At 34.5% G+C, this 18,985-nt stretch carries 20 protein-coding genes and 1 pseudogene; 8 read left to right on the plus strand and 13 right to left on the minus strand.

What is annotated here, in order from left to right:
- The 4 genes and pseudogenes from ACYQ73_RS24435 to ACYQ73_RS24450 all read right to left on the minus strand — a co-directional run bounded on the left by ACYQ73_RS24435 (position 1) and on the right by ACYQ73_RS24450 (position 3,445).
- A pseudogene (locus tag ACYQ73_RS24435) lies at positions 1-576 on the minus strand (hypothetical protein).
- 359 nt (positions 577-935) lie between these two features.
- Complete coding sequence (locus ACYQ73_RS24440; protein ID WP_460014829.1) at positions 936-1,808, minus strand: DUF4097 family beta strand repeat-containing protein; 873 nt, start codon at positions 1,806-1,808, stop codon at positions 936-938.
- 22 nt (positions 1,809-1,830) lie between these two features.
- On the minus strand, positions 1,831-2,529 hold the full coding sequence (locus tag ACYQ73_RS24445; RefSeq protein WP_460014830.1) for an ABC transporter permease: 699 nt from the start codon (positions 2,527-2,529) through the stop codon (positions 1,831-1,833).
- Positions 2,522-3,445 carry an ABC transporter ATP-binding protein gene (locus ACYQ73_RS24450; RefSeq protein WP_460014831.1) on the minus strand — a complete coding sequence of 308 codons (924 nt, stop codon included), beginning with the start codon at positions 3,443-3,445 and terminating at the stop codon, positions 2,522-2,524. Before ACYQ73_RS24450 ends, ACYQ73_RS24445 begins: the two co-directional genes overlap by 8 nt.
- Positions 3,446-3,603: 158 nt before the next feature.
- Here ACYQ73_RS24450 and ACYQ73_RS24455 point away from each other — a divergent pair, with 158 nt between their 5' ends.
- The 3 genes from ACYQ73_RS24455 to ACYQ73_RS24465 all read left to right on the plus strand — a co-directional run bounded on the left by ACYQ73_RS24455 (position 3,604) and on the right by ACYQ73_RS24465 (position 5,845).
- Positions 3,604-4,329, plus strand: coding sequence for a response regulator transcription factor (locus ACYQ73_RS24455; protein ID WP_460014832.1), 726 nt, complete (start codon positions 3,604-3,606; stop codon positions 4,327-4,329).
- The gene (locus tag ACYQ73_RS24460; RefSeq protein WP_460014833.1) at positions 4,320-5,414 is read left to right on the plus strand and encodes a sensor histidine kinase; all 1,095 of its coding nucleotides are present in this window, start codon (positions 4,320-4,322) and stop codon (positions 5,412-5,414) included. The genes ACYQ73_RS24455 and ACYQ73_RS24460 overlap by 10 nt, the downstream gene beginning before the upstream one ends.
- Before the next feature lie 185 nt (positions 5,415-5,599).
- A complete protein-coding gene (locus tag ACYQ73_RS24465) occupies positions 5,600-5,845 on the plus strand; it encodes a group-specific protein (protein WP_460014834.1) in 246 nt (81 codons plus the stop codon).
- 44 nt (positions 5,846-5,889) lie between these two features.
- Here the strand turns inward: ACYQ73_RS24465 and ACYQ73_RS24470 are convergent, their stop codons facing one another.
- The 6 genes from ACYQ73_RS24470 to ACYQ73_RS24495 all read right to left on the minus strand — a co-directional run bounded on the left by ACYQ73_RS24470 (position 5,890) and on the right by ACYQ73_RS24495 (position 10,345).
- Positions 5,890-6,048: a DUF1540 domain-containing protein gene (locus tag ACYQ73_RS24470; protein WP_082337330.1), complete on the minus strand. Its 159-nt coding sequence runs from the start codon at positions 6,046-6,048 to the stop codon at positions 5,890-5,892.
- Between the two features lie 227 nt (positions 6,049-6,275).
- Positions 6,276-6,422, minus strand: coding sequence for a hypothetical protein (locus ACYQ73_RS24475; protein WP_460014835.1), 147 nt, complete (start codon positions 6,420-6,422; stop codon positions 6,276-6,278).
- 175 nt (positions 6,423-6,597) lie between these two features.
- Positions 6,598-7,860 (minus strand): erythromycin esterase family protein, encoded by a 1,263-nt coding sequence (locus tag ACYQ73_RS24480; protein WP_460014836.1) that lies wholly within the window; start codon positions 7,858-7,860, stop codon positions 6,598-6,600.
- Positions 7,861-7,992: 132 nt separating this feature from the next.
- Positions 7,993-8,727 (minus strand): ABC transporter permease, encoded by a 735-nt coding sequence (locus ACYQ73_RS24485; protein ID WP_460014837.1) that lies wholly within the window; start codon positions 8,725-8,727, stop codon positions 7,993-7,995.
- Positions 8,727-9,437: an ABC transporter permease gene (locus tag ACYQ73_RS24490; protein ID WP_460014838.1), complete on the minus strand. Its 711-nt coding sequence runs from the start codon at positions 9,435-9,437 to the stop codon at positions 8,727-8,729. Before ACYQ73_RS24490 ends, ACYQ73_RS24485 begins: the two co-directional genes overlap by 1 nt.
- Positions 9,434-10,345 (minus strand): ABC transporter ATP-binding protein, encoded by a 912-nt coding sequence (locus tag ACYQ73_RS24495; RefSeq protein ID WP_053481808.1) that lies wholly within the window; start codon positions 10,343-10,345, stop codon positions 9,434-9,436. Before ACYQ73_RS24495 ends, ACYQ73_RS24490 begins: the two co-directional genes overlap by 4 nt.
- A gap of 188 nt (positions 10,346-10,533) precedes the next feature.
- Between ACYQ73_RS24495 and ACYQ73_RS24500 the strand changes: the two genes are divergently transcribed.
- A complete protein-coding gene (locus ACYQ73_RS24500; RefSeq protein WP_460014839.1) occupies positions 10,534-10,854 on the plus strand; it encodes a hypothetical protein in 321 nt (106 codons plus the stop codon).
- A 68-nt stretch (positions 10,855-10,922) separates the two neighbouring features.
- On the opposite strand, the gene ACYQ73_RS24505 is transcribed toward ACYQ73_RS24500, so the two are convergent.
- A complete protein-coding gene (locus ACYQ73_RS24505) occupies positions 10,923-12,275 on the minus strand; it encodes a HAMP domain-containing sensor histidine kinase (RefSeq protein ID WP_460014840.1) in 1,353 nt (450 codons plus the stop codon).
- Positions 12,272-12,940 carry a response regulator transcription factor gene (locus ACYQ73_RS24510; protein WP_460014841.1) on the minus strand — a complete coding sequence of 223 codons (669 nt, stop codon included), beginning with the start codon at positions 12,938-12,940 and terminating at the stop codon, positions 12,272-12,274. The genes ACYQ73_RS24505 and ACYQ73_RS24510 overlap by 4 nt, the downstream gene beginning before the upstream one ends.
- 296 nt (positions 12,941-13,236) lie before the next feature.
- Here ACYQ73_RS24510 and ACYQ73_RS24515 point away from each other — a divergent pair, with 296 nt between their 5' ends.
- From ACYQ73_RS24515 to ACYQ73_RS24530, 4 genes are all read left to right on the plus strand, one after another.
- Positions 13,237-13,971, plus strand: a complete 735-nt coding sequence (locus ACYQ73_RS24515) for an ABC transporter ATP-binding protein (protein ID WP_460014842.1) — start codon at positions 13,237-13,239, stop codon at positions 13,969-13,971.
- A gap of 30 nt (positions 13,972-14,001) precedes the next feature.
- A complete protein-coding gene (locus ACYQ73_RS24520; RefSeq protein WP_460014918.1) occupies positions 14,002-15,963 on the plus strand; it encodes an FtsX-like permease family protein in 1,962 nt (653 codons plus the stop codon).
- Positions 15,964-16,043: 80 nt separating this feature from the next.
- Positions 16,044-17,630: an ATP-binding protein gene (locus ACYQ73_RS24525; protein WP_460014843.1), complete on the plus strand. Its 1,587-nt coding sequence runs from the start codon at positions 16,044-16,046 to the stop codon at positions 17,628-17,630.
- The gene (locus tag ACYQ73_RS24530) at positions 17,599-18,213 is read left to right on the plus strand and encodes a response regulator (RefSeq protein WP_427505951.1); all 615 of its coding nucleotides are present in this window, start codon (positions 17,599-17,601) and stop codon (positions 18,211-18,213) included. The genes ACYQ73_RS24525 and ACYQ73_RS24530 overlap by 32 nt, the downstream gene beginning before the upstream one ends.
- Before the next feature lie 102 nt (positions 18,214-18,315).
- Here ACYQ73_RS24530 and ACYQ73_RS24535 read toward each other — a convergent pair whose 3' ends face one another.
- A complete protein-coding gene (locus ACYQ73_RS24535; RefSeq protein WP_427505950.1) occupies positions 18,316-18,756 on the minus strand; it encodes a VOC family protein in 441 nt (146 codons plus the stop codon).
- Positions 18,757-18,985: the final 229 nt, after the last annotated feature.

Consider the following 18,985-nt stretch of genomic DNA (forward strand, 5'->3'; position numbering starts at 1 on the left):
CTAGAGAAAATAGGGAGAATCGATATTATTGTTATTAACCACAATATCTGCATGTTGTTGTGGTTCATGTTCTTTTAAATTTAGACTTGATGCAGTATGATACCGGTTAAGGAACATAATCTCAGCACTTTCATAGCTTCCGAATGCAATCGTCTCCCGTTTTGCTCCCCTTTTTCTAGCTAGCTCAAAATCTGTCTGTACAAAAATTTTATAATCAAATAAATGTATTAGTTCTTTTTTCAATAAGAATGTTCCATCAACAATGAAAATGGTATCGTCTTTTGCAAGCTGTTGCTCAGGATTTACATATTCATCTTTTTCTAAATCGAATGAAATCGTCTAATACTGGCGATCTCCATTTTCCCCCAAAAGAATTAGCAGTTTTTCCTTTAGTGCTTGATAATCGTGTGCATCTTCATAATAACCGATTGCTGAATCTTTTCCTTGTCTATAACGAATCGCTCTTGGATGATGAAAATTATCAATGCTTGTTCGTTTTTTTCTTCGACGAAGCTCTTCAGCAAGTTCATTGGCAAAGGTTGTTTTCCCTGAAGCGGTTATTCCACTAATCGCCACTCTACTTGGACGGTGAAGTTGTAAATATCAATTATGCCTCGGCATAATTGCGTCCGGAATCGGCTTTGTGCTTAGGCCTGTAGGATGCAGGTCAGTTAGCCGTTATCGCATGGATGCGATGCTTTTAGGCTGACATCCTATGTGTACTCCTTTCCGATTCCGTGACATCCGCCGGAGGCTTTGGGCCAACACGATGTTGGTCACTCAGTCGTTGCCACAGGACGTGGCGTTCTTAGACTAAGTTCCTCTATTTCAGCGGGTGTTTGGACACCCGCTGAAATAAGTTAAAATATGTTCCGCTACTTTTGAAACAAGTTCTCGTCTTAACATGATTCATTAACCTCACAGATTGTAGGTTTTTATTTTACAGTTATTATACCTTCTTTGCTAATTAGTTCCAATTTGTTCGAAGCATTACCAATCTTACCTGTTTTTAATTGATCCGTATGTTTTTCTTTCTTGTAACCTTCTAAATTCACGCTTATGTCCGATGATTCACTGTTCGCTATAATCCCTAATGATTTTGGGGCCTCTTTGTATGATATTGTAATATCACCTGAAGCCGTTTCTACAAATAGTGCTTTCCCTTCGATGATTTCTTTCATTAAGACCTCACCGCTAGTCGAAGTAATTTTCGTTTTCGGACTGTTGACTCTAGTAATATAGCTATCACCGTTTGTAGCGGTTATTGTTAATTCATTTAAAGAACTGTCAACGATACTCAATTCACCATCTTTTGATGTAATTGTACCTTTATCTGCCGATAGCCCTTTAATGATTTTAGCGCCAGAATCCGTTGAAATCGAAAGTTCTTCTGTTTCAATGTTGTTAATTTTGATATCACCATAACTATTTTTTAATGCAATCTTACTCACTGCATTTTTAGGGATTGAAATGTGAATAGTAGCTTTTTTTCCAAAGCTAAAATTTTTCATAGCCCCTTTTTCAGTGTCTTGTTGAAGTACCTTTATTTTATTTCCGTCTTTCTTTATTTCAACAGGATTGCTTTGCAGCTTTTGTTGTTGCTTACCTTCAAATTCAATTGCTAGTTTATCAGATTCTGTATTTTCTAATGCTATATTCCAGGACTCTATGTTTAATTCTAGTTCTTCAATTTGCTCAACATCAAAGGACTGTTCTTCAGTGATGCTCTTTTCTCCATTGATTTTAAGGGTGAAGAGTATTCCTCCTACCGCAACAACAAATATTGAGGCTATGATTACTTTTTTCACTTTACATCCTCATTTCTCGTTTTTAAGTTAAATCTGCTTTATCGACTTTATAATAGGACAGATAGCCGATAATAAGCCCTAATAGACACATTATTGTTGGGACAATGATAAATTGAGATAAACTTGTAGATGTATCCCCATTCGAAACCGTTGCATTAATCAAAAATCCAATTAGAACAGCAGATGTAATTGTCGCAGCTGTTGATTTTTTTCGCATACCAAAGTACAAAGGAATTAAGCTTACGCCAGCCATCATAAAAGCCATGATCAAGGTAGACGGTATAGTAGCTACCATCTCCTGTATCTCAACGGGAGCCTCAAACAAGTTCATCATTGGATTTAAAAAATAAACAGCGATATTCATCATAAAGGTCGCAATAATAATGCTAAAGAAACAGAATCCAAAAACTAAAGACAGCTTAGCAAAAATAATCTTTTTCCTTTTTAATGGATACGTAAATAATAATTGAACCGTCTTATTTTTGTATTCGTCAATGACTAAACGGGATAAAATCACACTCGAAAAAATGATAAAAACAATGCGAATTAAAATATTTGTCAAAGACATAAAATCTGTATAATCTAGAAACATCTTTTCATCTTCAGAACCAACTGCCATAAGTGCAACTGCCGCAAAAATTCCAATAATACAAATGATTAAGCTTTTAAAATAGCTAGACATACTATTCTTTTTCCATTCAAGTCTTAATAGTTTAAGCAATTTGATTCCCTCCATTAATAAGATTTAAGAAATACTCTTCTAAATGCTGTTGCTGTTTTTCAATGCCATTGACAGCAATGTTATTGAATATAAGTTCTTTATTAATTTGAGATTGAGAAATATCATGTTCAAAAATTCGAATACAATGCTGATTGACAACTTCATATTTTCGAATTCCTAACTTGTTCTCTAGCACATGAATCGCTTTTTTTGCATCGTCTATTTTTATCTCCAGATACTCCATGTTCTCTTTTCGAATATCGTCCATTCGTACCTCTTTCAATAATTTCCCATGATGAAGGATGCCAATTGTATCTGCTATTGATTCAATTTCTGACACGATATGACTTGATATTAATATGGTGATACCAAACTTCCCCTTTAGATGTAGCAAGAGTTCCCGAATATCTTTAATACCAATTGGATCAAGACCATTAATCGGCTCATCTAAAATAAGAATTTCCGGTTTGGCAACAATGGCACGTGCGATGCCTAATCTTTGCTTCATCCCCAGAGAAAATTCATGTATTTTTTTATGTTCAACACCATTAAGACCTACTATCTCTAATGCCTCTTCAGTAGCTCCTTTTTCATAAACCCCAATATACTCACAATGAAGTTCTAAATTCTCCTTCGCTGTTAGCCTATCGTAAAATTCCGGGTACTCGATAATACTTCCTATTTTGCTCAAGTATTGATAGGAAGTAGTAGAGATGGATTGATTCAATATTTTAATATCACCTGAAGTTGGTTTTACTAAATTTAAAATCATTTTCATAATCGTCGTTTTTCCAGCTCCATTCGGACCTAAAAACCCATAAATCTCTCCCTTCTTAACGTTCATATTGACATTCGAGACGGTTTCGACTCCTTTAAAGTTCTTACTTAATTGATGTAGTTGAATAACAGTTTCCATGTTATGTACTCCTTATCGTTTTGAATTCGTTACATTAAGCTTAATAAACGAAAGTAAAATCAAAGTAAACTCGATGGAAAATGACAGTAATTTTTTTCAAGAGAATAAAGATATAAAAATCAGAAGCTGTTATGATGAAATTGAAATGAGGGATAAAAATGGAAACTGCTGAAAAAATCCTAATCGTAGATGATGAGATTGGTATATTAAAATTATTAGAAATTACGTTACGGAAAGAAAACTTTATCAATATTGATACTGCTTCAACAGGCAAAAATACACTACAGCTTGTAAAAGAAAATCATTACGATATTATTTTGCTCGATATCATGCTACCGGATATAAGCGGCTTTGAGCTTTGCACAGAAATTCGCAAGCATACAAATACACCTATTATTTTTGTCAGTGCTCGCTCTACTGATTTTGATAAATTAACGGGATTGGGTATTGGCGGAGATGATTATATTACAAAACCTTTTAATCCTTTAGAAGTTGTCGCTCGAATAAAGGTCATCCTTCGACGTCAAAAAATGTATGAAAGTTCTCAGCAACAGCAAAGTACAAAATTTGATTTCGGTTACTTTGCTCTTAATCCTGAATCTGCAACATTAACCGTTCACAATCAACTCGTCGAATGTACAGCTAAAGAGCTAGAGCTACTGCACTTCTTTTGTAAAAATCCAAATCGTATTTTTACAACTTCACAGCTCTACGAATTCGTGTGGGGAAATGATGTATATGGTGAGGAGAAAACAGTCACGATTCATATTTCGAAGCTAAGGAAAAAACTTGGGGATGATACGCGTAATCCTAAAATCATTGTGAATTTAAGGGGCATTGGGTATAAATTCATTCCACCGAAAGAGGATTCACTATGCGAATAAATACTCGATTTACGTTACATCTTTCATTGGGGATTATTCTGTGGATGCTTTTGAGTGGAATTTGTATTGTAATCGGACTCGAAGGTATTCTTCCGCTCTTTAAAAAATCTGTTAGTGAAGCTTATCAAAGTCTACTAGTCGCATGGATTTTCGGATTCAGCACTATTGTTTGTATCGCTGTTTTTGGTTGGTATTTCGGGGGTCCTCTTGGTTTTATAATGTCTTGGATCCATCAGCTATCACAGGAAAACTATACACAACCTGTTGGCCTATCTAAAATCTATACACGCAAAGGAAAGCTCCGTATGCGTTATATGTTATATCGAGAAGTACTTCAACACCTACAATCCTTATCAGGGAAATTAAAAGCTGCTGAAACAGAACGTGAAAAAGTTGAACAAGCAAAACAAGAATGGATTGCAGGTATATCCCATGATTTAAAAACGCCATTAACGTATATTACAGGCTACTCTACCCTATTATTAAACGAGCAATACGATTGGTCCAAAGAAGAAGCTCGTTCCTTTATTCAAGAGATTGCAGATAAAGGCAAGCATATGGAAGAACTTATTCAAGATTTAAGTCTCGTCATTCAGTTTAATAATACAGACGGTCAGTTACCCTTACATAAAACCAATCAAGATATTGTGGACTTTACAAAAAGAATTGTTGCTAATATAAGCAACAATCCACAGGCCAATGACTATATATTGCACTTTAAAACTGATACATCTGTTATAAACATTGAATTTGATACGAAATTCATGCAACGCATATTACAAAACATTCTTATGAATGCCATTATCCACAATCCACCTAATACAAATATTTATACACAGATTTTCGAAATGGCAGAGCATGTAGAAATCCACATTGTGGATAATGGCGTAGGTATGTCTCAACATATGATGGAGAATATATTCCAACAATATTATCGTGGAACTACTACAGAATCTTCTTCTGAAGGTACTGGATTGGGCATGGCGATTGTTTATAAACTTGTTCAAGCTCATAACGGTACTATCTCAGTACAGAGCGAACCTTCTAATGGGACAACGTTTATTATTACATTCCCTAAAAAATAATATGAGAATTGAACATTTTTGGACTCCGCTTGAGCTGTCGTTGTTGGGCTTGAGCAGTTTTGAGGCAAACCCGCTCACTTTCGGTACGGTCCTGATCACTTTGAACGCCTGCCAGAACCATTCATGAAATCGTATTGTTTGACATATATTTAAGCATCAAAAATTGGCTCAATAAGGAGGATTCCATGCAATCTGAAAAATTGCGACTAAGAAAGATTCAACATCTTGCTCATGAAATTACTGATAAAATGAATAGGGGTGAGGAACTTACTCACTCAGAAACGATGATTCCTATTATTGATAATTTATCTCGCGCAATTGGCGATTTAACCGATTCCTATGGACAGTATTCATTAGATTATGTAGAGGAAAAAGTACAATACGCTCATGCGCTTTTATTTAACAAGGAAAAAATTGATGTCTATTTATAAAGATATGGGAAAAGGGTAACCATTAATATGGTTACCCTTTAGATTTAATGCGTTTCAGGATTAAATGTCTTACAATCTGTTTCTTCACTATTAGATGCCTGCTGTCCCTTTTGACTTACAACATAGATTTTTTCTGCACCACATCTGTTTCCAGCGTTCCAAAACGTACAGTTATTGACTTCACAAAGAATTTCTTGTGCCATTATTTCCACACCTCCTCTTTTTTATCATTAACAAAATTGAGGTATTCAATACTTAGTTATAGGAGGTGTAATGAAACGGAAATATACATCATCTAAACTTCGATTTCATAGTGTTGAAAAACAAAATAGTCAAAGCAATCTTTGTGAATGTTGCTGCCGCTTCGCTTTCGCACAGACAATCCATTGCTGCTGACTTATTGTTTTATTACTATAAATTAGAGTGACATCTAAAAAAACACATGCAAAGTAGTGGTTGATCGGAGTGGAGACTTTGCGACTCCTTGGGGATTAGCAATAGAGGAACGAAGGCTAAAACCATCACATCCTGTGATAACGCCTTCGTGACCAACATCCTGTTGGCCCAAGCGGCTCATCGGACACCCCCAGGAAGCTCTGCTCTGCGCGAAAGCGAAGCATCAGCGGCAAATGTTTTATCTGTGCGAAAGCGAAGCGACAGCAACAAAGCGCCCAGTCGGAACGGAATTCAACCCCTCATTTTGCCATTAGAGTTATCGTTTAATTTCATTTTCACAATAGTTTTTCTCCATGTTATTCAATAACTTTTGTCGGTGTTGCCTCTTGAACAATTATAATGCCATCAAATGCCTCAGCAGGTGTCATTTTAATCGTATAAAGCATCTGTGTGAATTTGTACCAAAAGCTAAAATCGTCTCCGATATTACCCATTCTTTGTTTTTTTGCTACGATGTCAGCTAACTCCTGAGATTCATTAGCCTTTTTAAAATCAACATAGAAAATATTGTCCTTGACCTCACTAAAAGCGTCTATTAAAGCATTATGATGTTCAATCGTATAATTTTTTCTTTCACCAGACCCATTTTGTGCCTGAAACGTATTGTTAACAAAGTCCGTCCCAATAGCAAAGTATGCATCTTTATACACTTCGTCTAAGTATTGGCCCATAGATTTGTATCCTGCCACATTTGCAGAAGTTTTCTCTATATGTCCATTATGAGCAGACATTAGTACTTTATCATGACCTTGAGCCGCTTCAAAATCAACAATCCATTGTAAGTTGTTCGCTAAATATTCATCACGAAGATTCATATAATTACTATCATTTAAAAATAATTGCGTTCGCTGCTTCATAATTTGTGCATATTGAGCAGCAAATAAATATGCTTCTTTCGATGATTGCTTTTCATAAGAGTCTTTATTAGTTTGCAAATCTTTTATGATGGTATCAATATTTTTGTCAAGCTCCTCTAGCTGACTAGTTGATAAATCTCTCATTGTTTTATTCGTCACATCTTTTAGCTGTGCCTTATATTTCTTAGCACCTTCGCTATTAACCACTTCGTAATAATCTAGCAACCCTTTTTTACTATAATCATAGCGTTGCATATCGTTACCGTAAAAATAAATTTTATCTTTCTCATCGGCAGTCATGTTATAATCATGCATCCACTGAACAAACTCAATCATTTGCTCCGTTTTATAGATACCATAATCCAAAGCTTTTACCGCTTCCTCAGCTGTGCCAGTACCATTTAAAATAAACTGATTAATTTGTTGAGCGCCACCAAAATCTCCTTCTAATACAAAAACACGAACATTTTCATTTTTAATTAGAGCTTGAAATACATCCTTCTTTAATGTTTGGAATTCAACATTTCCATGTGTCGCTTCTCCAAAACCAATTACTTTCACATCATTTGGAATATCGATATCTTCAATCGCAGATGTATATTTTGCAGCATCTTTAACGGCTTCACCCTTTCCGCAGCCCGCTAGAGCTAACAAAAGAAATAATGCTGAAATTAATAAAAAGCTCCTTTTAACAAAAACCATTTTAAAAAATCTCCCTTAATCTATTAAATGCCTTAATCACCCGATTGGTGAGGACTAAGAATTAGTGAGGATGAAGTAGATCCCCACTGAATCAATTATACCTCAGCATAATTGCGTCCGAAGACTTTAACTTTATACGGCTTTTCGTTGGAAATATAAATATCCGCCAAGGAAAAACAGTACGAATCCTCCTCCTACAACTGTTAACAATTGATCCCAAGGCACGAAGAATGCATCACCTGTATTGCCACCTACATTCATCATCAAGAAGGGCTGTCCCCATGGATAATAAGGTCCAAAACGTGCAGAATTGACTGCTAATATAGACGGTAAAGTAAAAGTGACGTTTACTGCAAATGGAGCAGCAAAACTTTTAAACATGATGGACGTCCATAGCTGCAACGCTACTAATGGCATTGTCGCTAACCATCCGCCAAGAATACTTTTCCACACAATTTCCATTGGGAAAGGATCTGAGTAGCCTTTCATAATACCTACTACATATATAGAACATAAATATAGTATCTGCATCGCCATCACAAGAAACATAATTAAAACATACTTTGCAACAAACACTTTCCCTCTTGTCACAGGTAGTGCTAAAAGTTGTTTCCAGCCACCTGATTGATGTTCATATCTACAAATAAGACTCGCAAATACTCCTGAAATTAAAGGTAGGAATAATAATGCATACAATAAATTCATAGAAATTAATGAGCTATACCATTCGTTAATTCCAGAATCCGACATGTCACCAAAATTTGATGTTAATCCGATAAAAAGTCCTATTATTGGCCCCGCAAAAATTAATGGCACCATTTTTGATTTACGTAATTTAAACCATTCAGCGCTCAGTATAGACCCCATTACTTTACATCCCTTCTAGCAAAATCTATCATTCCGATAATATACAGTAAAATACCAATGCCAACTCCAAGCATGACATTAATTACGGGCTCATCCCATTGATTCATTAAAGATGGCCATTTCCAAATCATCCAGTCAGGCAATACAAATGATGAATACGCAAAAATCACGCCGAAAATACCTACTGTAATTGGTATCCCTTGATTATGACAAACGCTTGCAATCCAAAGCTGAAGTGCCAATATTGGCAACGAAGCAAAAAATGGATAATAAGCAAATTTAGCAATTTCCGCATATGGTATGCTATCACCTAAATCTAAAAACACTCCATAAGCCATTGACAATAACATTAAAATCGTGGAAGACATAAACAATAAAATTGCTAGAACCGTGAATTTTGATAAATACACTGTTAATTTAGATACCGGTAGTGCAATTAATTGCTTCCAAGCGTTCGTTTCATTTTCAATGCTCGCCATAAATGAAGTTAAAATAGCAATCCCTAAAACTATAGCAAGTGGTGTAAATGAATGAACATTTAATAAATAGTAGCCCCAATCGTCCTCGCTTTGTTCTAACAAATAGTCCTTCCTTAGACCGTAATTCACCATTTGTAGGGCAACAACACCTATTGGTCCTAATGCTGTTAAAAACCATAATCCTTTGCGTTTAATTTTCAAAAAGTCAGAAGTTAATAGCTTCCCTATCATAGCGCTTGCTCTCCTGTTGTCATTTGAAGGAAAATCTCCTCTAAAGATCGTTTCTCTTCCTCTACTCGGTAAACCGAAATACCTTCTCGTACAAGGATTTGTACAATATGTGCTACTTTTTCATCTGAGCATTCATCGAATAAAATAAGGTCATCCTTATGTTCTGCCTTAATGCCATTTGCTACTAGTGAACGCCAGCCCTTTTCACTATCGCTCACTTTAATCACTACCTTTGGCTGAGCAAATCTACGCATCGCTTCAATTGAATCCTGGAAAATCATTTTCCCCTTTGTCACAATGCCCACTTGTGTAGCCATTTGATCTATTTCAGATAATAGATGGCTTGAAATAATAATCGTCATTCCATACTCTTCAGGAAGTCGTTTAATCAAATTACGAATTTCGATAATACCAGATGGATCAAGACCATTTGTTGGTTCATCTAAAATAAGTAATTCAGGATTATGTAACAAAGATGCAGCAATACCTAAACGTTGCTTCATCCCAAGAGAAAAGCCTTTTACTTTTTTATCTGCAGCATCCTTCAAACGAACAATTTCTAATACTTCATCGATGCGTGACTTCGGTACTCCTAAAATTTTTCGTAATGCTTCTAAATTTTCGTAGGCCGTTAAATGGGGATAATAGGAAGGGTTCTCTACTAATGAACCAACCTTTGCTAAAATATTAATTCGTTCTTTCGTTAAATCTTTTTGGAAGATTTTGATTGTCCCAGAAGATGGCTTCATTAGACCAAGAAGCATACGAATCGTTGTAGTTTTTCCTGCTCCATTAGGTCCTAAAAATCCATATATTTCACCTTTACGTATTTTTAAATTTATATTTGATACAGCTTGCTCTTTACCAAAGCTTTTTGATAAGTTTTCTGTTTGTACGATATATTCCATTGTCCTCACCTCTGTAATTATCTTAAGCAACGAAGGTTAAAAACAGGTAAGGTCCAAGTTTAAATTTTGTTTAAAAAATGCTCTCTACCATAACGTGGGGTTGATTTCCGTTCCGGCTGGGCGCTTTGTTGCTGCCGCTACGTTAGCACTACGCTTTCGCACAGAGCAGAGCTTCCTGGGGGCGTCCGATGAGCCGCTTGGGCCAACAGGATGTTGGTCACGAAGGCATTATCACAGGATGTGATGCTCTTAGCCTTCGTTCCCCTATGTGCTCGCTCCAGGGTCTCATCTGTGACGCTAATCCCCAAGAAGTCGCCCAGCCTCCACTCCAATCAACTTTTTCGCATGATATACGTTTTAACAAAAAAGTCATCTCAAACTTCCGAATGATGGACCAATTTATTAGAAATCATATGTATGCCTCATCACTAGACCGTAAAGCTCTCTATGCTTTTCCACAGGAATCTGTACAATTTTTTACTTGGAATCAAAAAAACAGCATGCCATAAGCTTTGCTGGCATACTGTTTGAACAATTACTGAAATGAAGCATGTCTTAGCATGCTTCACGAAATATTCTATTTGTAGTGTTTAATTTTAATCTTTGTGCCAGCTTCGTTTGACTCAATATCCCAATCTAAATCCATACCCTTCACCATAATATCAACAATCGATAAGCCGATACCAGCACCTTTCGCATCGGATTCATTTTTCATTCCGTTTCCGTGATCCTTTATGATAAATGCATCATAGTGCTCCGTCGATTCGGTTTCCACGCCAATATATTTCCCGCTGCTCGCATGACGTAAAATATTTTGAAATAAATTATCGAATATACGCCCAAGCCAAATCGGATCAATTTGCCATTCATTTTTCTCAAATGAATGTAGCTCAATATCGATTTCAAAGCCTTCCTTTTCGAACACCGGATACCATGTCGTCATTTGCTCACGTACAAAACGTATAATGTTGATGTCTTTCGGTTCAAATTTATATTTACTAGCCATCAGTAATGTATAGGACATTAAATTTTCTATTAAAGCGTCGATATTAACAATCGATGTTTCCATTGCCTTAATCGCTAGCTTTCCATCCTCTGATAATACCTCTTTACTAACTGAATATGATTGCGCTCGTATTTTCGTTAATGGCGTTCGCAAATCATGTGATAAATTAGCAATCAATTCACGTCTTAGCTGTTCCTCCTGCTGCTCACGATGTTTACTTTCCCTAAGCTCACACACCATGCGATTAAAGCTTTGTTCAAGCTGACCAATTTCGTCCTTCTTCTTGACCTTTGCTGCAATAGGTAAGCCGTCTACATCACGAATTTCCATCGCTTCCTGAAGGTGCAATAGTCGTTTTCGAATCCCTCTGAAAAATAAAAAGGAGACTATAATGAAAAATAATATAATCGCAATAACACCGAAAAATACGAATGCTCCATATTGTTCATAAACATTTTTAAGAGGTGGATTAAACACTTCTCTAGGAATCTCAAAAACGATAAACCCATTTGATTCGTCCTGTCCTAAAAAAGCTATAACTGTAAACGGATCTTCTCCATAATGATCTTTTATAAATTTTGTCGTAAATGCTGGTGTCCATTTTAATGGTAATTGCTCCGTCACATTCAATGTTGTAAGTAATGTACCGTCCTCACTTACCCAGAACATGGATGATTTAGGGTATTGACCCTTCCAATCTTTAAAATGTTGAGCAATCGTTTCCTCTGTGACATTTTTTATACTCTTAGCTTCTTCAAGCCATTTTTCCTCTACTTCGCTTTCCCTGAGAACTTCACTTGAAAAATCAGTTTTTCCTATTCCAAACACAAAAGCGGCAATAGCAAAATAAGATAATTGAACAATAAAAATGGCTGAAAAAATAATCAACATATACTTTGCTAATAATGATCGAAAAAATTTCATAGCTTCACCCTATATCCAATGCCTCGAATGGTTTCGATAATCGTCGGTTTGGCTGGATTAATTTCTATTTTTTCTCTTAAGTATCGAATATGCACCATTAATGTTTTATCGCCTTCTATGTAACTTTCACCCCAAACACCTTCATAAAGCTGTTCCTTCGTTAAAATTTGATTTAAGTGGCGAATAAAATACTGTAATAAATAGAACTGCTTACCTGTTAATTGAATTTCTTCATCGGTCTGCTTATTGATAATCCGCATTTCTTTCGTATAAATTTTTAGATGCTGAAGATCTAGCACATCATCATTCTTTTGATATCTTCTTAGTAAAACCTCCACACGAGCTATAAGTTCATCTGGGTGAAATGGCTTTGTCAAATAATCATCTGCGAAGTTAAGGCCCTCTATTTTATCCTCTACAGCTGTTCGTGCTGACAGCATTAAAATCGGGATTTCTTTATTTTCCCGCTTAATTCTTTTGCCAATTGAAAAGCCATCTAAGCCTGGAAGCATCACATCCAATATAGCGATATCCTTAGAGGCTATGTGCTGATCGACCTCTTCACCAGATTCAAGCCATGTAACCTCATATCCTCTTTCTGTTAAATCCTTTGTAACCCATTGACCAATCTCTTTTTCGTCTTCTATGTACAATATGCGATACAATGGTAATCCTCCTAATCTATGATTTCATAGAGCCTTAAAACTAACGTTATACTAAAAAACCATATTTCGCATTATATAATTTCAAATATTTATTCAATTTCAAACTTATATAACAGCTTATCGAACGCCCTCAGCGCCTAATCGGAACTGAGATGAACCCCCATGTTTTGTTGATAAGCCTCCTTAATTGGAATTCAACATTCATTAACGCTAAACAAAGTTGCGTGTTTTACTCATGCGTCCTTTCGGATTGAATAATAAACTTTACGTACTGCTGGAATGAAAGGAGCAATAAGATGAAAACATTAGTATCTGCAAAAAATGTGACTAAAATTTACAACAAAAACCAATTACCTGGACTCAACAAAGTATCTTTTGACATTCAATCAGGTGAATTTGTTGGGATTATGGGTGCATCAGGCTCAGGAAAAACAACTTTATTAAATATTCTATCAACAATTGATACACCAACAGAGGGTGAAATTTTAATTGATGGCGTTGATCTAAAAACACTTAATGATAACAAATCTGCTGATTTTAGAAAGAATCATTTAGGCTTTATATTTCAAGAGTATTTTTTGCTAGATAGTTTATCAGTTAAGGAAAATATTGCAGTCCCACTTACTTTACTGCACAAATCTCCAAAAGAAATAGATACAACGATCGATAATCTAGCAAAGCGTTTTGGTATATACGAACAATTATCAAAGTACCCTAGTCAACTTTCAGGCGGGCAAAAACAAAGAGTTGCCGCGGCTAGAGCGATTGCGAAACAGCCAAGTATTTTATTTGCTGATGAACCAACAGGTGCATTAGATTCACACTCAGCAACCGAGTTACTTCAAAAGTTAAGAGAAGTGAATGAGGAACTTCATACAACTATTTTAATGGTAACCCATGATGCTTATGCAGCAAGCTTTTCAAGTAGAATCCTGCTATTTAAAGATGGAAATATAATAAAGGAATTAAAAAGAAACAATCAAACTAGAATACAATTCTTCGAAGAAATATTAAGGGAAATCTCTAAATAAAGACCAATAGGGTGAAAGGAAGGCATTATGGTGGGATTATTAACAATTGCAAAAAAGAATTTGAAGAATAATTTTTCCTTCTACTCGTTCTATTTCGTTTCTGTAGCCTTTGTGCTGACGGTATTCTTCTCATTTATTTCATTTTCTATGAATAGTATTGTATTGGGGAAAATTTCGTCAGATGGAAGAGTAGAAACAATGTCAAGAGTAGTAGCGATGCTGGTGATGGCATTTGTATTATTCTATATGTCATATTCAAATACCTTCTTTATGAAAAAAAGAACAAAAGAGCTTGGGATTTATTCGCTCTTAGGGTATCGGAAGTCAACAATGGTAAAACTTTTAACGCTCGAAAATATTTTAATTTGTTTCGCTGCATTAATTGTTGGGATCCTTCTCGGTGCCGTTGCACATAAAGGTATTGTCGGAGCGATTGTCAAATTATTAAAATTACAAATCGAAACTTCCGAAATACCATTTATTAATATAAAAGCTGTTATATTTACATTTATTTTCATATTCGCTATTTTAATCGTCTTATTATTCTCAAACTGGATAATCCTTCGAAAAAGTACATTACTAATGTTAGTACGAATGGATAAAAAAGAAGAAAAACAAGTAAAAATTAATACAGCCTTCTCATTCATTGGGCTACTTCTTATATTGTTCGGTTATTTCTTAGCTCTTGATATTACAAGAGGAATTCAATCATTGTGGAAAACGATTGGTTTTTCACCTATTGCACTTGTAACTTTAGTAAGTGTGATACTAGGTACTATTTTCTTTATTCATTCTTTTTTACCATTCATTATTCAAAAATTAAAGAAGAGGAAAAGTTGGTTTTATAACGAATCAAATATTATTATCATTCCAAACTACATTTTTAAAATCCGTTCGATGGCAAAGACTTTAATTTTGTTAACTTTATTAGTTTCAGGAACTTTGGCTTTATTCGGCTCTACCGTCCTGACTCTTTACCATCCAGTTGCTGCCACAGAACGAATTATTCCGTCAGCTATAGAATTCCCAGTGGAAAACAAACAATTGGCTACTGAGGTCATCCAAATCGCAGAGGATTCTGCTGGTAAAGTGAAACACAAAGAAACAACTATTATCCAAATAACATCGTCTTCTACTAATTTACCGCAAGAATATAGTATTAAGGAAGATCCAGGATTTGATCTTATCTCCGAATCAGATTATAAGGAACTAATAGGTAATCAGGGAAAAAAGGTAGAATTCGAACATATAAATGACAATGAAAGTATTTTAGTAAAATATCGACCTGACAAAAAGAAGCTAGATAAAGGAAATATATATACATTAAACATAACGCCTACAAATAGTGTAGATATTAAAGTCAAAGATACGACATTACTTAATCCAATAGGATTCGCCAATAGTGTAGGAACGCTTATTATCTCAGACAAACTTTACAAAGAAGTAAAATCCTTCGGGCTACCAGAAAAGACGATAATGAGCATTAATGGGACGAATATGAGGAAAAATAAAGAAGTTTACGAAAACTTATCTCCCCTATTTAAAAATAACAATTATTTTTCAAGTAGCTACCAAAAAATAGACTTCCTGATCCAACAAAATAGTTCAACCTTCTTACTCATTAGCTTCGTTACGATTATCTTTTTTATTGCAACAGGCAGCATTTTATACTTCCAAAATCTTTCAAATGCTATGTCAAAAAAAGATGAGTTTGCTATTCTACAAAGAATGGGCTATAACAAGAAAAAAGTAAAAAAAATCATTAGTAAAGAAGTTTTTGCGCTATTCAGCATTCCCTATGTATTAGGGTTAACACACAGTATTTTCGCAATGATCACATACAAAACCGCTTTAATGGATGACTTATTAGGAAAAAGCAGCGCCTTTTTATTACCTATTTTATTCGCGGTCATAGTTTTCACTCTAGTATATATCATTTATTATTTGTTAACGAAACGAGCATGTAATAAAATTATTTTCAATAATAATTAGTAAAAAATTACAAGTATAGCTGGTGTATATATGCATGCATCAGCTTATCTATATGTAATCTAGTAAAGGTATGTGAACGGATGAAAAAGTACTATGAATATAAACAACTTTTTATTTTAATACATCAACTTTTTATCATTACTTTTTTATGTTATGAGTTTTTGCAGAAAAATATTGTAGGAACTACAAAGTTTCTACCATTAGTACTTATAACGATTATGGTTATCTACGGGGCATATATCAGTTTTATCAACTTTAAAGACAATAAAACGCTATCACAATTTTCTAATTTGCTATTCCTTACAGCTTGGCAATTTTTGCTTACGCTTAATGGAAACCCATTGTTTTATACATTAAGCATAGTGCTTGGTATAGTAATACTATATTTGACCGTACAATTTTTGCTCTTGTTCTTTTTCCAAGATTCCATCTATATTTATAAAAAAGAAACGGATTCCATTTTAAAAATTATATGTCTATTCACACTCGTTTCGAAATTGATAAATGATACACTTTTTGCCTTTCTATTTTCATTTCAATTAATTGCAAGTTTTAGTTGCATTATCTTTATATTTTTGAAGAATCGAAAACGAATTTCATTTGTTTTAAAAAATGAAAAAAAACATCTACTTCAATCTGCTACTATCCTTATTGTTCCCTTTATTGGATACGCTGTGTTGTTTGCAAAAAGTCCTGAACATTTAAGTAATCTAGGATGGTATACAGCGATTTTTTTACCTTTATTTAGTATTCACGCAATTGCTTTTAAAAACCATAAATTTTTGAGAAAATATTTTCTTTTAAAAGAATATAAAATGGGACTTTTGTTGTTATGTTGTCTTGTTTTTATGAGTTTACTTGGCGTATTGTTTAAGTTCAATATGATTACATATTTTATTATTTTGCATACGATTTTTTGGTTTGTGTTGCTTTATTTTATCTTGTTATTTCATGACACCAAAACTACAATGCTACATTTTGGTTCAGTACAACCTACAACGTTGCCTGAAGGTTCTTACGTACAGCATCTTGTACAGATAGCGAAAGAAGAAAAATTAAAAAATTCTTTTTCAAATTATTTACATGATGAAATATTACAGGATATATTAGCCGTTAAAAATATGATGAATAAATCTACTAAACAAGAGGTTCGCGAAATAATCGTAAATACATTAGATAACCTAAACTTGTCTATACGCGAACAGATGCAAGAATACCACCCGACTATATTAAAAACACTTACATTAAAAGAAAACTATAGTAATTTGATTGATATGATTCAACAGAAATATGGAAACAAACATATAAAAATGAAATTTAGCTGCAATGATCATTTCTTTTTAGTTGAACCTTATCATTTAATTATCTATCGAATTTTAAAAGAGCTAGTAACCAATGCATTCAAACATTCTAAATGTACTAATCTATTTGTAAAACTGGCACTAGAAAATGACGAAATACAGCTTATAGTAAAGGATAATGGGGTCGGTTTGCTAAAGGACAATACTGACACTAATAATCATAGAGGTTGGGCTTCAATAAAAGAGCAGTTATTTTTATTAAATGGAAACATGTCAATTTCAAAATGCACTCCTTCTGGCTTATGTATTACTATTCTTATTCCTATGAAAGGGGATGAATCCTATCAATATTTTATTAATAGATGACCATGCTCTGTTTGCAAAAAGCCTTGAGATAGTCTTAGCAGATTCCCCTGAAATAGAACAATTTTATTCATTACAAAATGTTGAAAATGTTATTTCTATTATTAATGAGTTTAAGCCGGATATTACGTTAATAGATATAAATTTAAGTAACATCAGTAGTGAGGATGGTCTAGGATTAGCAAAGAGCATTATAAATAGTGAATGTTATACAAAAATAGTCATTTTAACAGGTCATGATTTACCTGTTTATCGGTATGAAGCTCAAAAAATCGGCGTCAGCGGGTTTATTAATAAAAATATTATGCCTGATAAATTATTGCAAACTTTAGTGGAAATTAACGAGGGTAGTTACTATTATCCGTTATCAACGGACTATATCGAGGAATTAACTGACAGTGAAAAGCAAATATTACAATTGCTATGTGATGGATATAAACGTAAAGAGATTGCAACTATGTTATATGCAAGTGAACGTACGATTTCAAATCATATTCAGCATATATTTAATAAGTTAGATGTATCTTCCTCGTTAGAAGCTGTAACGAAAGGAATAAAATTAGGCTATATTCAGCCTAATTATTAACAACTTTAAAAGCAGAGCGTGCCATTAACATTGATGAAGTCACGCTCTGAATATAAAATTTCATCTGATTATTTATATAAGACAACTTCCTTTAAATTTTATCTATTTAATAATCAACATATCATTATCATCAAACTGCCACATGTCTCCATAGGCAACTTCCCAATAATAGCCGTTTGGATCTTGGAAATAGCCACTATAGCCACCCCAGAATACAGTTTCTGGCTCCTTGACGATTTTTGCTCCTGCCTTTTTAGCTAAATCAAATACTTGATCTACCTCTTCTTTAGATTTTCCATTATAAGCGAGTGTAATCCCGTTAAAGCCATCTCCTATCGCAGGTGGATTTGCTTCGTTAATATCTTTTACTAAACGATGAATCGGAAATAGTGAGATTTTTGTACCTCCATTATTAAAGAAAATAACATCCGGGTTTGTTTCCTCACCATAAACAATCACTTCAAATCCCAGACCCTCTCGATAAAAACTAAGAGACTCGACCATATCTTTTACACCCAATGTGATTAAATTTAAACGATTCATCCCACTCTCTCCTTTAAATCAATTTGGCCTTGGCGTAATTGCGCTGTCGCTTCGCTTTCGCACAGATAAACAATGCGTCCGGATTTTGAATTGTGCTCAGGCCTGCACGAGGGTCGACACGATGTCGGTCATTTCGGTAATGCCATACGTGGCGTTTTTACCGATGCAGGTCAGTTAGCCGTTTTCGCAGGATGCGAAGGTTTTAGGCTAACACCCTTTATTCATTCCT

Source organism: Lysinibacillus sp. CTST325 (genome assembly GCF_054665055.1).